The 14,561-nt window shown below is 58.4% G+C and carries 14 protein-coding genes; 9 read left to right on the forward strand and 5 right to left on the reverse strand.

Translation table 11 applies throughout. The features are described 5' to 3' along the window. Positions 1-124: 124 nt before the first annotated feature. Positions 125-751, forward strand: a complete 627-nt coding sequence (locus LF599_RS08575; RefSeq protein ID WP_279523000.1) for a tetratricopeptide repeat protein — start codon at positions 125-127, stop codon at positions 749-751. Between the two features lie 73 nt (positions 752-824). Here LF599_RS08575 and epsC read toward each other — a convergent pair whose 3' ends face one another. The 5 genes from epsC to LF599_RS08600 all read right to left on the reverse strand — a co-directional run bounded on the left by epsC (position 825) and on the right by LF599_RS08600 (position 5,103). After that, entirely contained in the window at positions 825-1,745 is a 921-nt protein-coding gene (gene epsC / locus LF599_RS08580; protein WP_279523001.1) for a serine O-acetyltransferase EpsC, read from the reverse strand. 11 nt (positions 1,746-1,756) lie between these two features. Beyond that, on the reverse strand, positions 1,757-2,677 hold the full coding sequence (gene cysK, locus LF599_RS08585; RefSeq protein WP_279523002.1) for a cysteine synthase A: 921 nt from the start codon (positions 2,675-2,677) through the stop codon (positions 1,757-1,759). A gap of 2 nt (positions 2,678-2,679) precedes the next feature. After that, entirely contained in the window at positions 2,680-3,876 is a 1,197-nt protein-coding gene (nifS, locus tag LF599_RS08590; RefSeq protein WP_279523003.1) for a cysteine desulfurase NifS, read from the reverse strand. A 2-nt stretch (positions 3,877-3,878) separates the two neighbouring features. Next, on the reverse strand, positions 3,879-4,733 hold the full coding sequence (gene nifU / locus LF599_RS08595) for a Fe-S cluster assembly protein NifU (RefSeq protein ID WP_279523004.1): 855 nt from the start codon (positions 4,731-4,733) through the stop codon (positions 3,879-3,881). 109 nt (positions 4,734-4,842) lie between these two features. Next, on the reverse strand, positions 4,843-5,103 hold the full coding sequence (locus LF599_RS08600) for a DUF493 family protein (RefSeq protein WP_269943245.1): 261 nt from the start codon (positions 5,101-5,103) through the stop codon (positions 4,843-4,845). Between the two features lie 218 nt (positions 5,104-5,321). On the opposite strand from LF599_RS08600, the gene LF599_RS08605 reads away from it, so the two are divergent. The 8 genes from LF599_RS08605 (at position 5,322) to LF599_RS08640 (ending at position 14,520) form a co-directional block, all read left to right on the forward strand. Beyond that, positions 5,322-7,460, forward strand: coding sequence for a putative bifunctional diguanylate cyclase/phosphodiesterase (locus LF599_RS08605; protein WP_279523005.1), 2,139 nt, complete (start codon positions 5,322-5,324; stop codon positions 7,458-7,460). A 44-nt stretch (positions 7,461-7,504) separates the two neighbouring features. After that, the gene (locus LF599_RS08610) at positions 7,505-7,687 is read left to right on the forward strand and encodes a hypothetical protein (RefSeq protein ID WP_269943248.1); all 183 of its coding nucleotides are present in this window, start codon (positions 7,505-7,507) and stop codon (positions 7,685-7,687) included. A gap of 128 nt (positions 7,688-7,815) precedes the next feature. Continuing rightward, a complete protein-coding gene (locus LF599_RS08615; protein WP_279523006.1) occupies positions 7,816-8,232 on the forward strand; it encodes an Hsp20/alpha crystallin family protein in 417 nt (138 codons plus the stop codon). A gap of 17 nt (positions 8,233-8,249) precedes the next feature. Then, on the forward strand, positions 8,250-10,751 hold the full coding sequence (locus LF599_RS08620) for a Lon protease family protein (protein ID WP_279523007.1): 2,502 nt from the start codon (positions 8,250-8,252) through the stop codon (positions 10,749-10,751). A 70-nt stretch (positions 10,752-10,821) separates the two neighbouring features. Then, on the forward strand, positions 10,822-10,989 hold the full coding sequence (locus tag LF599_RS08625) for a hypothetical protein (RefSeq protein WP_279523008.1): 168 nt from the start codon (positions 10,822-10,824) through the stop codon (positions 10,987-10,989). A gap of 517 nt (positions 10,990-11,506) precedes the next feature. Next, on the forward strand, positions 11,507-13,183 hold the full coding sequence (gene ilvB / locus LF599_RS08630) for an acetolactate synthase large subunit (RefSeq protein ID WP_279523009.1): 1,677 nt from the start codon (positions 11,507-11,509) through the stop codon (positions 13,181-13,183). After that, positions 13,176-13,454 (forward strand): acetolactate synthase small subunit, encoded by a 279-nt coding sequence (gene ilvN, locus LF599_RS08635; RefSeq protein ID WP_269943251.1) that lies wholly within the window; start codon positions 13,176-13,178, stop codon positions 13,452-13,454. Before ilvB ends, ilvN begins: the two co-directional genes overlap by 8 nt. A 220-nt stretch (positions 13,455-13,674) precedes the next feature. Beyond that, entirely contained in the window at positions 13,675-14,520 is an 846-nt protein-coding gene (locus LF599_RS08640; RefSeq protein WP_269943252.1) for a flagellin, read from the forward strand. Positions 14,521-14,561 lie beyond the last annotated feature (41 nt).

Below are 14,561 nucleotides of genomic sequence, written 5' to 3' on the forward strand. Positions count from 1 at the left end.
CGGAAGTCAAGCTTTGCACCGTCTGCGCGGGGCGTTGCACAATGTTTACACGGTCGGCGAAACGTGTTTTTGTTACAGGTGGATGACAAGATTCGATTCGAACAACCATGATTCAGGAGATACGATGGGAGTGCATAAACGTGAACGCGAGGCCGACGAGTTCGAGGCCAAGTATATCAAGAAAAGCTCGGCCGTCATGCTGGCGGTTCTGGGGGTGCTGGTCGGCATCTTCGTGGGCAACGCCGTAACCATGATTTATGTGGGACAACGGGACCAACGGGTGAATATGACCACCCAGGCCGTTCCCACTGAGTCGCCCGTTCCACATACGGCCGACCCGGAAGCCCTGGCCAGCCTGGAAAACGCCGCGGCCGCCGATCCGGCCAACGCCGATCTGTGGATCAAGCTCGGCAATTTCTGTTTTGACCACAACCTCCCGGCAAGGGCTGTAAACGCCTATGAGCGAGCCCTGGAACTCAGGCCCACCGAGGTCAATGTCTGGTCCGACCTGGGGGTCATGTACCGTCGTACGAAACAGTTTCAGAAGGCCGTGGATGCTTTCGGCCATGCCGCAGCTCTGGAGCCTGACCATGTAACCTCGCGGTTCAACATGGGGATTGTCTATCTGCACGATCTGAATGACAGGGACTCCGCTCTCAAGGTCTGGAAAGAAGTGCTGGCCATCAATCCCGATGCCAAATCACCCACTGGTCAGAGCGTGGCCGTCATGGTTCAAGAACTCGAAAAATAGTTAAAGTCAAACATTAAGAAAAAGGAGGCACGGTTTTCCATGCCTCCTTTTTTATTTGTCTTTTCCTTAATGCTTAAATACCGGAGCCGTGTTCGAAGGATTGCTCCAGGACGCGCGTCTGGACGATCTGCGCCCCGGCAGGAACATCCCGGACGATCCAGACGTTGCCGCCTATGACCGCTTCTCTGCCGATGGTGATTCGGCCCAGGATGGTCGCTCCCGCGTAGATGATGACATCATCCTCAACGATGGGATGGCGGGGCAGCCCCTTGATGAGCATCTCGTCCTCGCCCTTGGGGAAGCTCTTGGCCCCCAGGGTCACGCCCTGGTACACGCGGACGTTGTCGCCGATGATGCATGTCTCACCGATGACCGTGCCGGTTCCGTGGTCGATGAAAAAGGACTTGCCGATGGTCGCACCGGGATGGATGTCGATGCCCGTGTCGGAGTGGGCCATCTCGCCGATGATGCGGGGGATGATGTCCACACCGAGCTTGTACAGCTCATGGGCTATGCGGTGGTTGGTCAGGGCGCGGATGGACGGATAGCAGAAGATGGTTTCCCCGTGGGTCTTGGCCGCAGGGTCGCCAACATAGGCCGCTTCCACATCGGAAAGCAGATGTTCCCTTATTTTGGGCAGTTTGGTGATGAACTTCTTGGCGATGCTCTTTGCCCGTTTTTCGCAGTCGCTGCACCGCTCGGTCGTGGTGGCGTCGCAGACGAAGCAGTACCCACGGTTGATTTGGTCGGCGAGCTTGCGTTCCACCTGGTCCAGGGTTGCGCCGATGTAATAGGGCATGGTGTCCGGAACGATCTCGGACGGGCCGAAATAGCCGGGGAACAGGACGCAACGCAGGTCCTCGACGATCTCCCGCAGGGTCTCCACCGAGGGCATGGGGGCCTCGTCGGAAAATCTGTGCGAAGCCGGGCCGTTGTCCCCGGATTCCACGAGGAGCGCGACCACATCCGCCAACGTGTAGTCTTCACTGGTCATGGACAGCACCTCTAATCGAAGAGCGGAGTGCTCAGGTAGCGTTCGCCGGTGTCGCAGACGATGAATACGATCATCTTGCCCGCGTTTTCCTCTCGCCTCGCCAGTTTCAGGGCCGCCGCACAGTTGGCTCCGGAGGAGATGCCGGAAAGGATGCCTTCCTCGCGCATGAGCCGCTTGGCGGTTTCCACGGCTTCATCGTTCTCGATGCGCACGACTTCGTCGATGATGGCCGTGTTCAGGGCGTTGGGTACGAAACCCGCGCCAATGCCCTGGATGGCGTGCGGACCGGGTTTGCCGCCGGACAGGACTGGGGATGCATCGGGCTCAACAGCCACGGCCTTGACGCCGGGTTTTCTTTCCTTGAGGGCCTCGGCCACGCCGGTAAGGGTACCGCCCGTGCCCACGCCCGCAACGAAGATGTCTACTGCGCCGTCGGTGTCGTCCCAGATTTCCAGTGCCGTGGTCCTGCGATGGGCCTCGGGGTTGGCCGGGTTGTCGAACTGCATGGGCATGAAGGCGTTGGCCGTCTCCTCGACGATTTTTCGGGCGCGGTCGATGGCGCTTTTCATGCCTTCCTCGGCCGGAGTGAGGATCAGTTCCGCGCCTAGCCCCTTGAGCAGCTTGCGGCGTTCCATGGACATGGATTCCGGCATGGTGAGGATAAGGCGCAGCCCCTTGACCGCACAGACGAAGGCCAGCCCTATGCCCGTGTTGCCGCTGGTCGGTTCCACCAGGACCGTATTTTCGTCAATGGTCCCGTCGGACAGGGCCGTTTCAATCATGTTCCGGGCGATGCGGTCCTTGATGGAGCCGCACGGATTGTTGAATTCAAGCTTGGCCACGACCGAGGCCTTGAGGCCCCGGGCGAGTTTGTTTAGACGGACCATCGGCGTGCCGCCGACGAGTTCTGTCATGTTATCGGCGATTTTCATGATTACTCCGAAAAGCTTTTGGTGCAGGCCGGGGCCTTTTTATCCGCCGAAAACGGCGAGAGTTTGCGTAGATTCTTGATGATGGGAGGCAGGATCTCGATTACGAAGTCGATTTCCTCCTCGGTATTGAATCGGCTCAAAGAGAAGCGGATGGACCCGTGGGCGAAAGTGAAGGGCACGCCCATGGCCCGCAGCACGTGGGATGGCTCCAGGCTTCCCGAAGTGCAGGCCGAGCCAGAGCTGGCCGCGATGCCCATCTGGTCGATCATCAGCAGGATGGCCTCGCCCTCGACATAACCGAAGGAGATGTTCGTGGTATTGGGCAGACGATGTTCCGGATCGCCGTTCAGCTTGGTGTCCGGGATTGCCTTGAGCAGGCCGGTCTCCAACTTGTCGCGAAGTCGCTTGACCTCGGTGTTTTCTTCTTTCATGTGCTCCCGCGCCAGTTCGCACGCCTTGCCCAGGGCGATGATGCCCGTGGTGTTCTCCGTGCCCGCGCGGCGGCTGCGTTCCTGGTGTCCGCCGATGAGGTAGGGACGGAAGGGCAGCCTTTTGCGGACGAACAGTGCGCCCACGCCCTTGGGGCCGTGCAGTTTATGCCCGGACAGGGAAAGCATGTCGACCGGGACCTTGCTCAGGTCGATGTCCACCTTGCCCACGGCCTGGACCGCGTCGGTGTGGAAGAACACGTCGTGTTCCTTGGCGATCTTCGCCATTTCCTCGATGGGGTGGATGTTGCCGGTTTCGTTGTTGGCCCACATGATGGACACGATGGCCGTGTCCGGTCGGATGGCCGCCTTGTACTCCTCAAGATCGAGCCTGCCGCGGTCATCGGTGCCGAGGTAGGTGACTTCGTAGCCGTCCCGCTTTTCGAGGAACTTGCACAGGCTCAGGATGGCCGGGTGCTCCACTGCGGTGGTGATGATGTGCCGCCTTTCCGGACGGGCCGCAAGAGCGGAACGGATGGCTGTATTGTCCGACTCGGACCCGCAGGAGGTGAAGATGATTTCCTCCGGCGCGCAGCCTAGCAGATTCGCGACCGAGGCGCGGGCTTCCTTGAGTTTGATCCCGACCTGTCCGCCGAAGCGGTGCATGGACGAAGGGTTGCCGTATAATTCGGTGAAATAGGGTTTCATGGCCTCGAACACGGCCGGGTCGACCTGTGTTGTGGCGTTGTTGTCGAGATAGATGGTTTTCATGGTTATCCCTCCCGTACCGTCAGGGCCGGGTCGACCTTTTCCCTGAGGGCGGTTTCCACCAGATTCTTGAGGGTGGCCTGGCTGGACGGGCAGCCCGAGCACATGCCCAGGAAGCGGACCACGACGGCGTCGCGGTCTATGTCCACCAGCTCGATGTTGCCGCCATCGGCCTGGAGCTTGGGCCTGACATCGTTGTCGATGATCGACTCGATGAGATGCATACGCTGGATGTTGGTCATGCCCTCAGCCGGGAAGGCTGGCTTGGAGGACGGAGTGGGGCAGACGCCCTCGCCGTGCGCTTCGGCCAAGAGCCTTTCAAGGTCCGGGATGCACTTGCCGCAACCGCCGCCGGCCTTGGTGAAGTTGGTCACGTCCTCAACGGTTTTGAGGTCGTTTTCCTTGATGGCGTGAAGGATTTCCTCGTCGAATACGCCGAAACATTCGCAGATGAGTTCGCCTTCGTGCGAATGCTCCATCTTGGACGGGGCTTCTCCGCGCATATTCTTAATGGCCTGTTCAAGGGCTTCCTGGCCCATGACCGAGCAGTGCATCTTTTCGCGGGGCAGTCCGCCCAGGTATTCGGCGATGTCCTTGTTGCTGACCTTCTCCGCCTCTTCGACTGTCTTGCCGATGAGCATCTCGGTCAGGGCCGAGCTGGAGGCGATGGCGCTTGCGCAGCCAAAGGTCTGGAACTTGGCGTCGGAGATTTTCCCTTCGTCGTCCACCTTGATGTACAGGGTCAGGGCGTCGCCGCAAGCAAGCGAGCCGACTTCGCCGACGCCGTCGGCGTCTTCGAGGGTGCCCACGTTGCGGGGATTCAGGAAATGGTCCTTAACTTTATCGGTATATTCCCACATATTCTCTCCAGGATGGCTGAGTATGTCTGAACAGTTGTAACAAGTGTGATACGATCACATTTGTGTACAGTAAGTCCCCGAGTGCCAAGTGTAAAGGTTTGCGGAACAATTAGAGCGACATGATCCCCGGCACGCGGGCGGCCCGTTCGTAGACCGCCATGACCTCGTCGGCCGAGCACATGGTCGAAGTCATTGTCACGCTGGTATATTTACCCGTTCTCGACAGGCGGGTCTCAAGCGATTCCGAGGAAAACAGCTCCTTGAATTTGCCGAGATTCTCCGTCGGAACGATGAATTTGTATACGTATGGGCACGGCCACTGGTGGTGTTCGTCCAGGACCTGCTTGAATTGTTTCGATTTGTCGGACATAAGATTCTCCTGTTTCGTTTTTGGCGAAAAGGTCTATATGGGCTTTGTTTTCGGCATGTCAAACCATAGGGGACCATACCCCAAAGGGCTTGCGATTCCAATAAAGTGGTTTTGCATAGCGCAATTTATAACATCCTTCCTCAACAACCTGGGATATGTTGTTGTTCCCGGACAGGGCGGGGTCGTCCTTTACGGTCGAATATGAAGGGACAGGTGAAATGAGTGATATTGTCGACGTTCTCGTCGTGGACGACGAACGGATCAACCTCAAGTTGGTAGAGGCCATACTTCGCGGTCAAAACCTCAATTTGATAATGGCCGGTTCCGGCGCGGAAGCCCTTGAGAGGCTCCCGGAGCACGATTTCGCAGTGGCCCTGCTGGACGTGATGATGCCCGGCATGGACGGTTTCGAGCTGGCCGAACGGCTTCGGAGTTCGGAGAACGGCAGGAATATTCCGATCATCTTCATTACCGCCATCAGCAAGGAGGAGCGGCACGTTTTCCACGGCTACGAGCTGGGGGCGGTCGATTATTTGTTCAAGCCCGTGGAGCCGGAGATTCTGCGCGGCAAGACCAGGATTTTCGCTGAACTGCATCGTCACAAGCGGTCTCTTGTGGAGACGACCAGACGGCTTGAGGCGACTGTTGAGGAATTGCAGGAATCGCAGAAGGCCCTGGCCCGTTCCGAGCAGCGTTATCGCATGGTCGCCGATTACAACTACGATTGGGAGAGCTGGATCGGTCCCGGGGGAGAACTGCGTTACATATCGCCGTCCTGTGAGCGGATCAGCGGCTACGGTCCGCAATGTTTTTTGGACGATCCGGACCTGATGCAGCGCATCGTTCACCGGGAGGACGTGGGCAGGTGGATGCAGTTCATGCGGGACGAGACCGTGGGCGACGAGGATAACCTCGATTTCAGGATCAGCGACGTCAACGCCAAGGTAAAGTGGTTGAGCCTGGTCCGGCATTCCATTTATTCCGACGAGGGCCAGCCGCTTGGCGTCCGGGTGAGTATGCGGGACATCACCAACCGCAAGCTCATTGAGAGCCAGTTGCAGCACAGCGTTTTTCACGACGCCCTGACAGGTCTTCCCAATCGGGCTCTGTTCCTGGAACGACTTAATCGGGCGGCCGAGCGGTGCGCCCGAACCGGCGAATATTTCGCGGTTCTGTTTATCGACATAGATCGTTTTCAGGTCGTCAACGATCATTACGGGCACAGCATGGGCGACAAGCTGGTGGTCCGGCTCGGGGTCAAGCTCCAGCAGTCGGTCCGGTCCATCGACACCGTTGCCCGGTTCGGCGGCGACGAGTTCGGAGTTCTTCTTGAAGACATTCACAGGAAAGGGGACGCCCGAGCCCTCGTTCGGAAGATATTCGAGTCGTTCAGGGAACCCGTTGAAGTGGATGGGCTTACTTTCGCTCTGTCCGCCAGCATGGGCTACGACATCGGGTCAGGCATGGACGTGGATTCCGAGAAGGTCGTGCACAACGCGCAGGTGGCCATGAACACCGCCAAGCACCATGGTAAAAACCGTGTCGAGGGGTACGAGAAGCGGATGCGCGAAGGCATGGTCAACGTCCTGGCCGTGGAGAGCGAACTCAATCGCGCTCTGGATGCCAGGGAGTTCACTGCCTACTATCAGCCCATCGTCAATTTGGCCGACGGCAGCCTATACGGTTTCGAGGCCCTTGCCAGGTGGAATCATCCGGAACGGGGGCTGGTTGGTCCCGGCGAGTTCATTCCCGTGGCCGAGGAGACCGGGCAGGTCGTGCAGCTCGGCTCTCAGATATTGGAAGAGGCCTGCGCGGCCATGCAGGAATGGACCCTTCGCCACTCGGGGGCGGAAGGGCTGACCATCGCCGTGAACATCTCGGCCAAGCAGTTCGCGGAAAGTACCCTGGCCTCGGACGTGGAGCGTATCCTGAAGCAGTCCGGCCTGTCGCCTGGCCGCCTGAAGCTCGAAATCACCGAGACCGTGGTTATGCTGGACGCGCTCAAGTCGGTCAATCAATTGAAGTCCTTGAAGGACCTCGGTATTTTGTTGTCCATAGACGATTTTGGGACCGGGTATTCCTCCATGAGCTATTTGCAGAGGTTTCCCACGGATCAACTCAAGATCGACCTGAGCTTCGTCCAACGGATGGAGTCCACTCCGGAAAACATCGAGATAGTCAGGGCTATCGTGAATATGGCCCATTCCCTGCGGCTACGCGTCGTGGCCGAGGGCATCGAGACGGAGAGCCAAAGAGACTTGCTTTATTCACTGCAATGCGATTACGGTCAGGGCTACCTGTATTCCCGGCCGCTTCCGAGAGAAGAGGCTGAAGAATTCGTTAAGGATTCCGATTAGATTAACCAGCATTCCACCTGTCTCAACAACTGGAGTCGTTTCCCATGAATCTCAGCGCACCCCAACTGCTCACCTGGATCGTCGGCGTCATTATCGGCCTTCTCGGTATTCTCATTCAGGTCGACGTCATGTCCATCCCGGCCCTGGAAGACATCGTCAGGCCCTTTTGGCTTGTCGCCACGGGCTTCGTTATCCTGGCCGTGTCCAATCTCTTTCGCAGTCTGTAACGAAGCGGATTCCACCATGCCGAAGACAGGGGCTTGACGAAAAATCGTCAAGCCCCTGTCTTTTTTCTTGCGGGTATTGTACCGTGGAACTGCCTTTAAAATTGATTTGCAATGGAGGGTTAGCGTCAATGGCCGATTTGAAACGGTGGAGCCGCAATGAGATTTCGCGCATCCGCAGCGACATGGACCGGCTCTTCGATGACCTGTGTGCGGATTTCAACCTGCCGTCCATGTTCTGCCGCATGGCGGGAGACCTTACCCTACAGGACGAAGGGAATGCTTTGGTGGTTCGTTTGGAGCTGGGCAACATGGCGCCGGACGATGTGCACGTGGGGGTGACGGAGCGCCTGCTTTCCATAGTCGCCGAGACCCGGGAATCCGGCCCGGGCCATGCCAGTTCCCATAGCTTCCGCAAGGAATTGCGTCTTCCCTGTCGTATTGATCCCGAGGCGGCCCGGGCGGAGTTCGCCGAAGGCGTTCTGGTGGTCAGGCTGCCCAAGCGCGCGGCCCCATTCGGATCGAGCGTTGCCATTTCCAGGAAATAACCTACGGAGTCGGATAAATGGTCAAGAAAAGCAAGATATTCGAAGTGCCCGTCGACAAGCTTAAGTGGACGCCCGATCCCAAGCGGCTGTCCATCACATCCACGAACGACCTGGAGCCCCAAAAGGACATCATCGGCCAGAAGCGCGGCGTGGAGGCCTTTCGTTTCGGTCTGGGCATGGTCAAGAAAGGCTATAATATTTTCGTCACGGGTCAGCCGGGAACCGGCCGTCTCTCCACCGTGCGCAAACTGCTCGGCGAAATGGGCAATGGGCAGGCGACCCCGAGCGATCTTTGCTACGTCAATAATTTCAAGCATCCCGAGGCGCCCATTATGCTCCGGTTCGAACCGGGGCAGGGTGACCGCTTCAAGAAGGACATGCAGAAGTTCTTGGACGATATCAAGCGCGAAGCCCCGCAGCTCTTTGAGAGCGAGGAATATATCGCCCGCAAGAACGAGATCGCCGAGGCCCATGAAAAAAAGGTCATGAGTTTCTACAAGGCCATCGAGGACCAGGTGAAAGACACCGGCCTGGTGGTGGTGCGTATGCAGATGGGGCCTATCCAGCGGCCCGACGTGGTTCCGCTGGTGGATGGCGAGCCCAAGCGCATGATCGAGCTGGAGGAGCTGGTCGACAATGGCCGCTTCCCGCGTGCCGAGTTTGAGAAGTTGCGCGACAAGCGGTTGGAGCTCAAGGAGGAGATCGACCATATCGTCCAGGAGCTGAAGGGGCTCCAGAAGGCGGTCGGAGAGAAGCACCGCGAGGTGGACCGGCTCATGTTCCTGACTCTGGCCCAGGAGTTTCTCAAGCCTGTGCGGGAGGCATACCCCGATGAGAAGGTCGCCAAATACCTCGACTCCGTGCTCGACAACATGGTCGAGGACCTGGATGCGGTCAAGGCGTTGGGCAGCCCCGGCCAGCCCGGTCCGATCCCCGGCATGGTCATGCCCGGCCCTTCCCCCGAGATGGTCTTCCAGCCGTATCAGGTCAACCTGTTGGTGGACAACGCCGAGATCAAGGGCCCGCCGGTTATCGTGGAATCCTACCCGACCTACCGCAACCTGTTCGGCTCCATCGAGCGCGTAATGGACCGCATGGGCGGCTGGCATACCGATTACACCAAGATCAAGGCGGGCTCCTTCGTCAAGGCCAACGGCGGTTATCTGGTCATCAACCTGATGGACGCCATCATGGAGCCGGGCGTGTGGCAGACCCTGAAGCGGGCGCTCAAGACCGAGCAGATCGAGATCGAGACCTTTGACCCGTATTATTTTATCAGCGCCACGGGGCTGAAGCCCGAACCCATCGACATGGCCGTCAAGGTCGTCGTCCTCGGCAGCCCGTATCTGTACGCTTTGCTGCGTAACTATGACGAGGACGTAGCCAAGATATTCAAGGTTCGGGCCGACTACGAATCAAGCATGGACGTTACCGACGATTCCGTGCTCGATGTGGCCCGGTTCGTACGGGCCGAGGTGGACCGCAACGGCCTCAGGCCCTTTGATGCGGACGGCGTGGCCGCCGTTCTGGAGGAGGGCGTCCGCTGGGCAGGCAGGCAGGAGAAGATATCCACAGCCTTCCCGGCCCTGGGCGACCTCTTGAGCGAAGCGGATTACTTTGCCGGACGGGCCGGGGCCGAAGCGGTCTCCGGCGAGCATGTCCGAGAGGCTGTCGAGGCCAAGGTTTACCGCTCCAATCAGGTGGAGGAGCGTATACAGGAGATGATCGACCGCGGCAGTCTGTTCGTGGACACGGACGGCGAGGTCGTGGGGCAGGTCAATGGGCTTGCCGTATATTCCTTAGGCGACTATATGTTCGGGAAACCTTCAAGGATCACAGCGGTTACTTCCTTGGGCAAGGAAGGGATCATTAATATCGAGCGCGAGGCGGACATGTCCGGCCCGACTCATAACAAGGGGATGCTCATCCTGTCCGGTTTTCTGCGAAGCCGGTTTGCCCAGGACAAGCCCCTGTCCCTTGCGGCAAGCATCGCCTTCGAACAGTCCTACGGCGGTATAGACGGCGACTCTGCTTCGTCCACGGAGCTGTACGCATTGCTGTCGAGCTTGTCCGGGGTGCCTCTTCGTCAGTATATCGCCGTTACAGGTTCGGTGAACCAGTATGGCGAGGTCCAGCCCATCGGCGGCGTGAATCAGAAGATCGAGGGGTTCTATCTCTGCTGCAAGAATGCGGGGCTGACCGGGGAGCAGGGCGTCATGATCCCGCATCCTAACGTCAAGGACCTGATGCTCCGCGACGAGGTCATTGAAGCGGTTCGCAAGGGGGTGTTCCACATATGGGCCGTGAAGACCATTGATGAGGGCATTGAAATCCTGACCGGCAAGAAGGCCGGAGTGCGCGGGAAGAACGGAGCCTATCCGGCCGGGACCATTAACCGGCTGGTGGATGACAAGCTGCGCGAGTTGGCTGATAAGCTGGCAGCCTTTGGCAAGGACGATCAGAACGGGAAGAAATCTTCCGCCAGGAAATCCGCCAAGGGCAAGCCTGCAAAGAAATAGGGCTTTCCGACATTGATTGAACTACAACAAAAGGGTTGCGGCTCGTCGCAACCCTTTTTCGAGGTTTTGCATGAATCTGTTGAGACTGAATATCTGGAGGAAGTGCATTTTGGGTGGTTTTGTGGTCGCCCTGGCGCTCATGTTTTCCATCGACTGGGGCTATCACTTTCACATTGGCCACGTGGTACGGCTTTTTGTCGGCGCGGCTGCTTTCTGGCTTGCCGTGGATCGTCTGTAACTCGTATTCGATCACGAAAGATCGCAAGAAGTGCGGTCGGTTGAGGGCGTCCCGATCATGTGGGAGAATGTATTCATCTCCGGCTCGGGGCGTCTTCTTTTGCCGGTCTCGTCGTTTTCTCCAGGGAAAAGGAGAACGCTCGGCATTCGGAGGGGGAGTATCCGGGCGTTGCTCCGGTGGCTCGTCGTGAATACAGCCGATTCCGCAGCCCGCCAGCGGGTGCATCCTGTGAGGTTATTTCGGAAAAGTGCTTGACCTTTCATTTCTGTGGGATTAACGAAAACTTTAAAGACAAAAGGAACATTCCATGTTGCGCGTTGAAAACCTCATTTCCATCATCCCCGCCAGCCTAACCGTGGCCAGCGTATGCGTCGTAGTGGACGTAGTAGTAGGTGGTGTTCATAGGGACGCGCCATAGCGGGATAGGTACAATCGAATTTTATAACCCCCGTCGGTGCGAGCCGGTGGGGGTTTTATTTTTGATTCCTACCGGATACGGGGCACACAGGAGGCTAAAATGAAAATGTCAGGTGCGGAAATAATCATTAAATTGCTGGAGCGGCAAGGTGTGCGGACCATTGCCGGCATCCCGGGCGGGGCGAATCTGCCTCTTTATGACGCCATGGGAAAGAACGGCAATATCAAACACATTTTGACCCGGCATGAACAGGGGGCCGGGTTCATCGCTCAGGGCATGGCCCGGGTTACTGGCAAACCTGCGGTTTTCTTCGCCACATCCGGCCCGGGCGCGACCAACACCCTGACGGCCATCGCCGACGCCAAGCTCGACTCCATCCCGATCATCTGCATTACCGGCCAGGTGCCCTTGTCCATGATAGGCACCGACGCTTTTCAGGAAGTGGACACCTACGGGCTGTCCGTTCCCATCACCAAGCACAATTTTCTTGTCCGGTCCGCCGAGGACCTGCTGCGCATCATCCCCGACGCGTTCCGCATCGCCGCCAGCGGCCGTCCCGGTCCTGTGGTGATCGACGTGCCCAAGGACGTGCAGATGGCCGAGGTTGAGTTCGACGAATGGCCCGAACTCGGTGTCCCGGATGCCACGCCCGAGCTTTTCCACGGCGAAATCGAACACGCCGCGGCCATGATTAACCGGGCGAAAAGGCCTATCCTCTACCTGGGGGGTGGCGTTATCCTGTCCGATTCTTCGGCCGAGGCCCTTGCCATGGCCGAGAAGGGGGCCATCCCGTCAGTCCTGACCCTTATGGGGCTGGGGGCCATTCCTTCGGGGCATCCGCTCAATCTCGGTATGCTCGGGATGCACGCGGCTCGCTATACCAATCTGGCGCTGGAAGAGTGCGATCTGCTCATAGCCGTGGGCGTGCGTTTCGACGACAGGGCCACGGGCAAGGTTTCCGAATTCTGCCCCAAGGCCAAGGTCATCCACATGGACATCGATCCGAGCGAGCTGGACAAGATCAAGACCGCCCATGCCTCGGTTCGTGGGGATGTGGCCGATGTGCTCAAGGCGCTGTTGCCGCATATCGAGCAAAAAAACAGGGCAGAATGGAACGGCCGCATCGAGTCCCTCAGGACGGCTCATCCCATGATCGTCCCGGGCGCGGACGATCCCACCTCGCCCTATGGCGTCATTCTCAAGGCCGCGGAACTGGCCGGGGAGGAAGCCATCGTGTGCACCGACGTGGGGCAGCATCAGATGCGCACTGCGCAGGTTTATCCCTTCACCCGCCCGCACCGCTGGCTGACCTCCGGCGGTCTCGGAACTATGGGTTTCGGAATGCCCGCCGCTCTGGGGGCGGCTTTGGCCGCTCCGGACAAGCCGGTCATCTGCTTCTCCGGCGACGGGTCCATCATGATGAACATACAGGACCTGGCCACCGCCATGGAGTACGACATCCCGATCAAGATCATCCTGACCAACAACAACGCGTTGGGGTTGGTCCGTCAGCAGCAGGATCTTTTCTATGGTCAGCGTTATGTGGCGTCCGATTATGACAAGTGTGTCGATTTCATCAAGATCGCCGAGGGGTTTGGAATAAAGGCCTATGATCTGGGCAATTGCGACGACCCTGCGGTCACATTGGCCGAGGCCATAGCCGCCCCCGGACCGGCGTTGATTCATGTGCCTGTCAGCCCGAATGAGCCGGTTTATCCCATGGTGGCTCCCGGAGCGGCCAATTCCCAGATGATCGGAGGAGAAAATCATGTGTAAACAGACTGTTATCGAATTGTCCGTGAATAACCATCCCGGCGTCATGTCTCACATCTGCGGTCTGTTCGCGCGTCGGGCCTACAACGTCGAAGGCATTGCCTGTATGCCCGTCAATGGCGGTCAGACTAGTAAGATTTGGCTCCTGGTCAACGCTGATGACCGTCTTGACCAGATGATAAAGCAGGTGGACAAGTTGGAAGACGTCCTTCTTGTCGAGCGGTACGACAGCGGGCATCCTGTTTTTGCCAAGATGGCCGAATTCGTCCAATAATCTCTTTGGGTAATCCTTCCTTCAAGGCCGGCGCAAGTCGGCCTTTTTCTTTGCTGTCCGGGTTACCAAACGTCATTCGCCCGCGGTGCAGGAAATCATCGGCAAAGGGGCGGGGCGGCATTTGCGTCGAGCTTATGCTGGAAACTCCTTCAAGAGGGCTAAAGATATGGGCGGGACAGCCGATAAAAATATTGGTGAATTGTAATCTGCGGGAGGCGGCATGGCCCTGACCGACATCGAAAAGAGCTTCATCTACGACTATTCGTTGCAGTTGTTGCAGCAGGATATGTTAACCAACCGGCTGTTCGGCTCGTCGGCCGTCGGTCGGAATCTGCGCAGTCTGGTGCTGGGCGAACCGGCTCGCGCGGCAACCTTCACCAATCCTTTCGAGGAGGCCATCAGCGGCACCCTGCGCGGGGATGCGGCCGCAGTGCGTCAGGCGGCCCGAAACGTGGGCGAGGCGGCCTCCATGATGGGCGTTGCCCGGACCGGGATGGCTACGATCGTGGATGCTCTGAACGACATGGAGGACATTATCGACCGGATCGATTCCGGCGAGTTGGACGGCACGAGCAGTGTGGTCCAGGGCGATTTCGACGCGCTCGCGGACAAGATTTCCGGCGTTGTCTCCAACGCCGATTTCAACGGCATAGCCCTGTTGGACTCTTCCCAATGGGACACGGATCAGGTCGATTCCGACGGTAATGTCTATATTCAGTCCAGCAAGGATGGAGGGTTCAACATCACCTTCCATTCCGTGGATATGCCTTCCGGTGGAGTGGGGTGGGCAGACCTGGACGGTGCGGCTTTGGGTGCGGATGGGGCCCGCGCCACCCAGCTCGGCTACGTCCAGTCACTCCAGAGCGAGATGACGGCCATCACGGACATGTATGGGGGCAAGGAGGACAGTCTTCAGGCTCAACAACTCAGCCTTGAGAGCCAGGCCCAGCTTCTGGATCAGGCGGCCCAACTTCGCAAGCCCTCCAATCCGGAGTATTCGCTGGAACAACTCCTCGCGGACCTCATTATTCGCGATACCGGCACCATATTCGACGGCACCAGTTGATAGTTAGGGCGATATGGCCAGAGCGAAACGCCGTTCCTCCA

Origin of the sequence: Pseudodesulfovibrio thermohalotolerans, assembly GCF_021353295.2 — a bacterium.
Lineage (GTDB): Bacteria > Desulfobacterota > Desulfovibrionia > Desulfovibrionales > Desulfovibrionaceae > Pseudodesulfovibrio > Pseudodesulfovibrio thermohalotolerans.

Bases quoted from the DNA above. Each gene is read 5' to 3' on its own strand.
- LF599_RS08575 (WP_279523000.1), top strand. From the start codon at position 125: ATGGGAGTGCATAAACGTGAACGCGAGGCCGACGAGTTCGAGGCCAAG.
- epsC (WP_279523001.1), bottom strand. From the start codon at position 1,745: ATGACCAGTGAAGACTACACGTTGGCGGATGTGGTCGCGCTCCTCGTG.
- cysK (WP_279523002.1), bottom strand. From the start codon at position 2,677: ATGAAAATCGCCGATAACATGACAGAACTCGTCGGCGGCACGCCGATG.
- nifS (WP_279523003.1), bottom strand. From the start codon at position 3,876: ATGAAAACCATCTATCTCGACAACAACGCCACAACACAGGTCGACCCG.
- nifU (WP_279523004.1), bottom strand. From the start codon at position 4,733: ATGTGGGAATATACCGATAAAGTTAAGGACCATTTCCTGAATCCCCGC.
- LF599_RS08600 (WP_269943245.1), bottom strand. From the start codon at position 5,103: ATGTCCGACAAATCGAAACAATTCAAGCAGGTCCTGGACGAACACCAC.
- LF599_RS08605 (WP_279523005.1), top strand. From the start codon at position 5,322: ATGAGTGATATTGTCGACGTTCTCGTCGTGGACGACGAACGGATCAAC.
- LF599_RS08610 (WP_269943248.1), top strand. From the start codon at position 7,505: ATGAATCTCAGCGCACCCCAACTGCTCACCTGGATCGTCGGCGTCATT.
- LF599_RS08615 (WP_279523006.1), top strand. From the start codon at position 7,816: ATGGCCGATTTGAAACGGTGGAGCCGCAATGAGATTTCGCGCATCCGC.
- LF599_RS08620 (WP_279523007.1), top strand. From the start codon at position 8,250: ATGGTCAAGAAAAGCAAGATATTCGAAGTGCCCGTCGACAAGCTTAAG.
- LF599_RS08625 (WP_279523008.1), top strand. From the start codon at position 10,822: ATGAATCTGTTGAGACTGAATATCTGGAGGAAGTGCATTTTGGGTGGT.
- ilvB (WP_279523009.1), top strand. From the start codon at position 11,507: ATGAAAATGTCAGGTGCGGAAATAATCATTAAATTGCTGGAGCGGCAA.
- ilvN (WP_269943251.1), top strand. From the start codon at position 13,176: ATGTGTAAACAGACTGTTATCGAATTGTCCGTGAATAACCATCCCGGC.
- LF599_RS08640 (WP_269943252.1), top strand. From the start codon at position 13,675: ATGGCCCTGACCGACATCGAAAAGAGCTTCATCTACGACTATTCGTTG.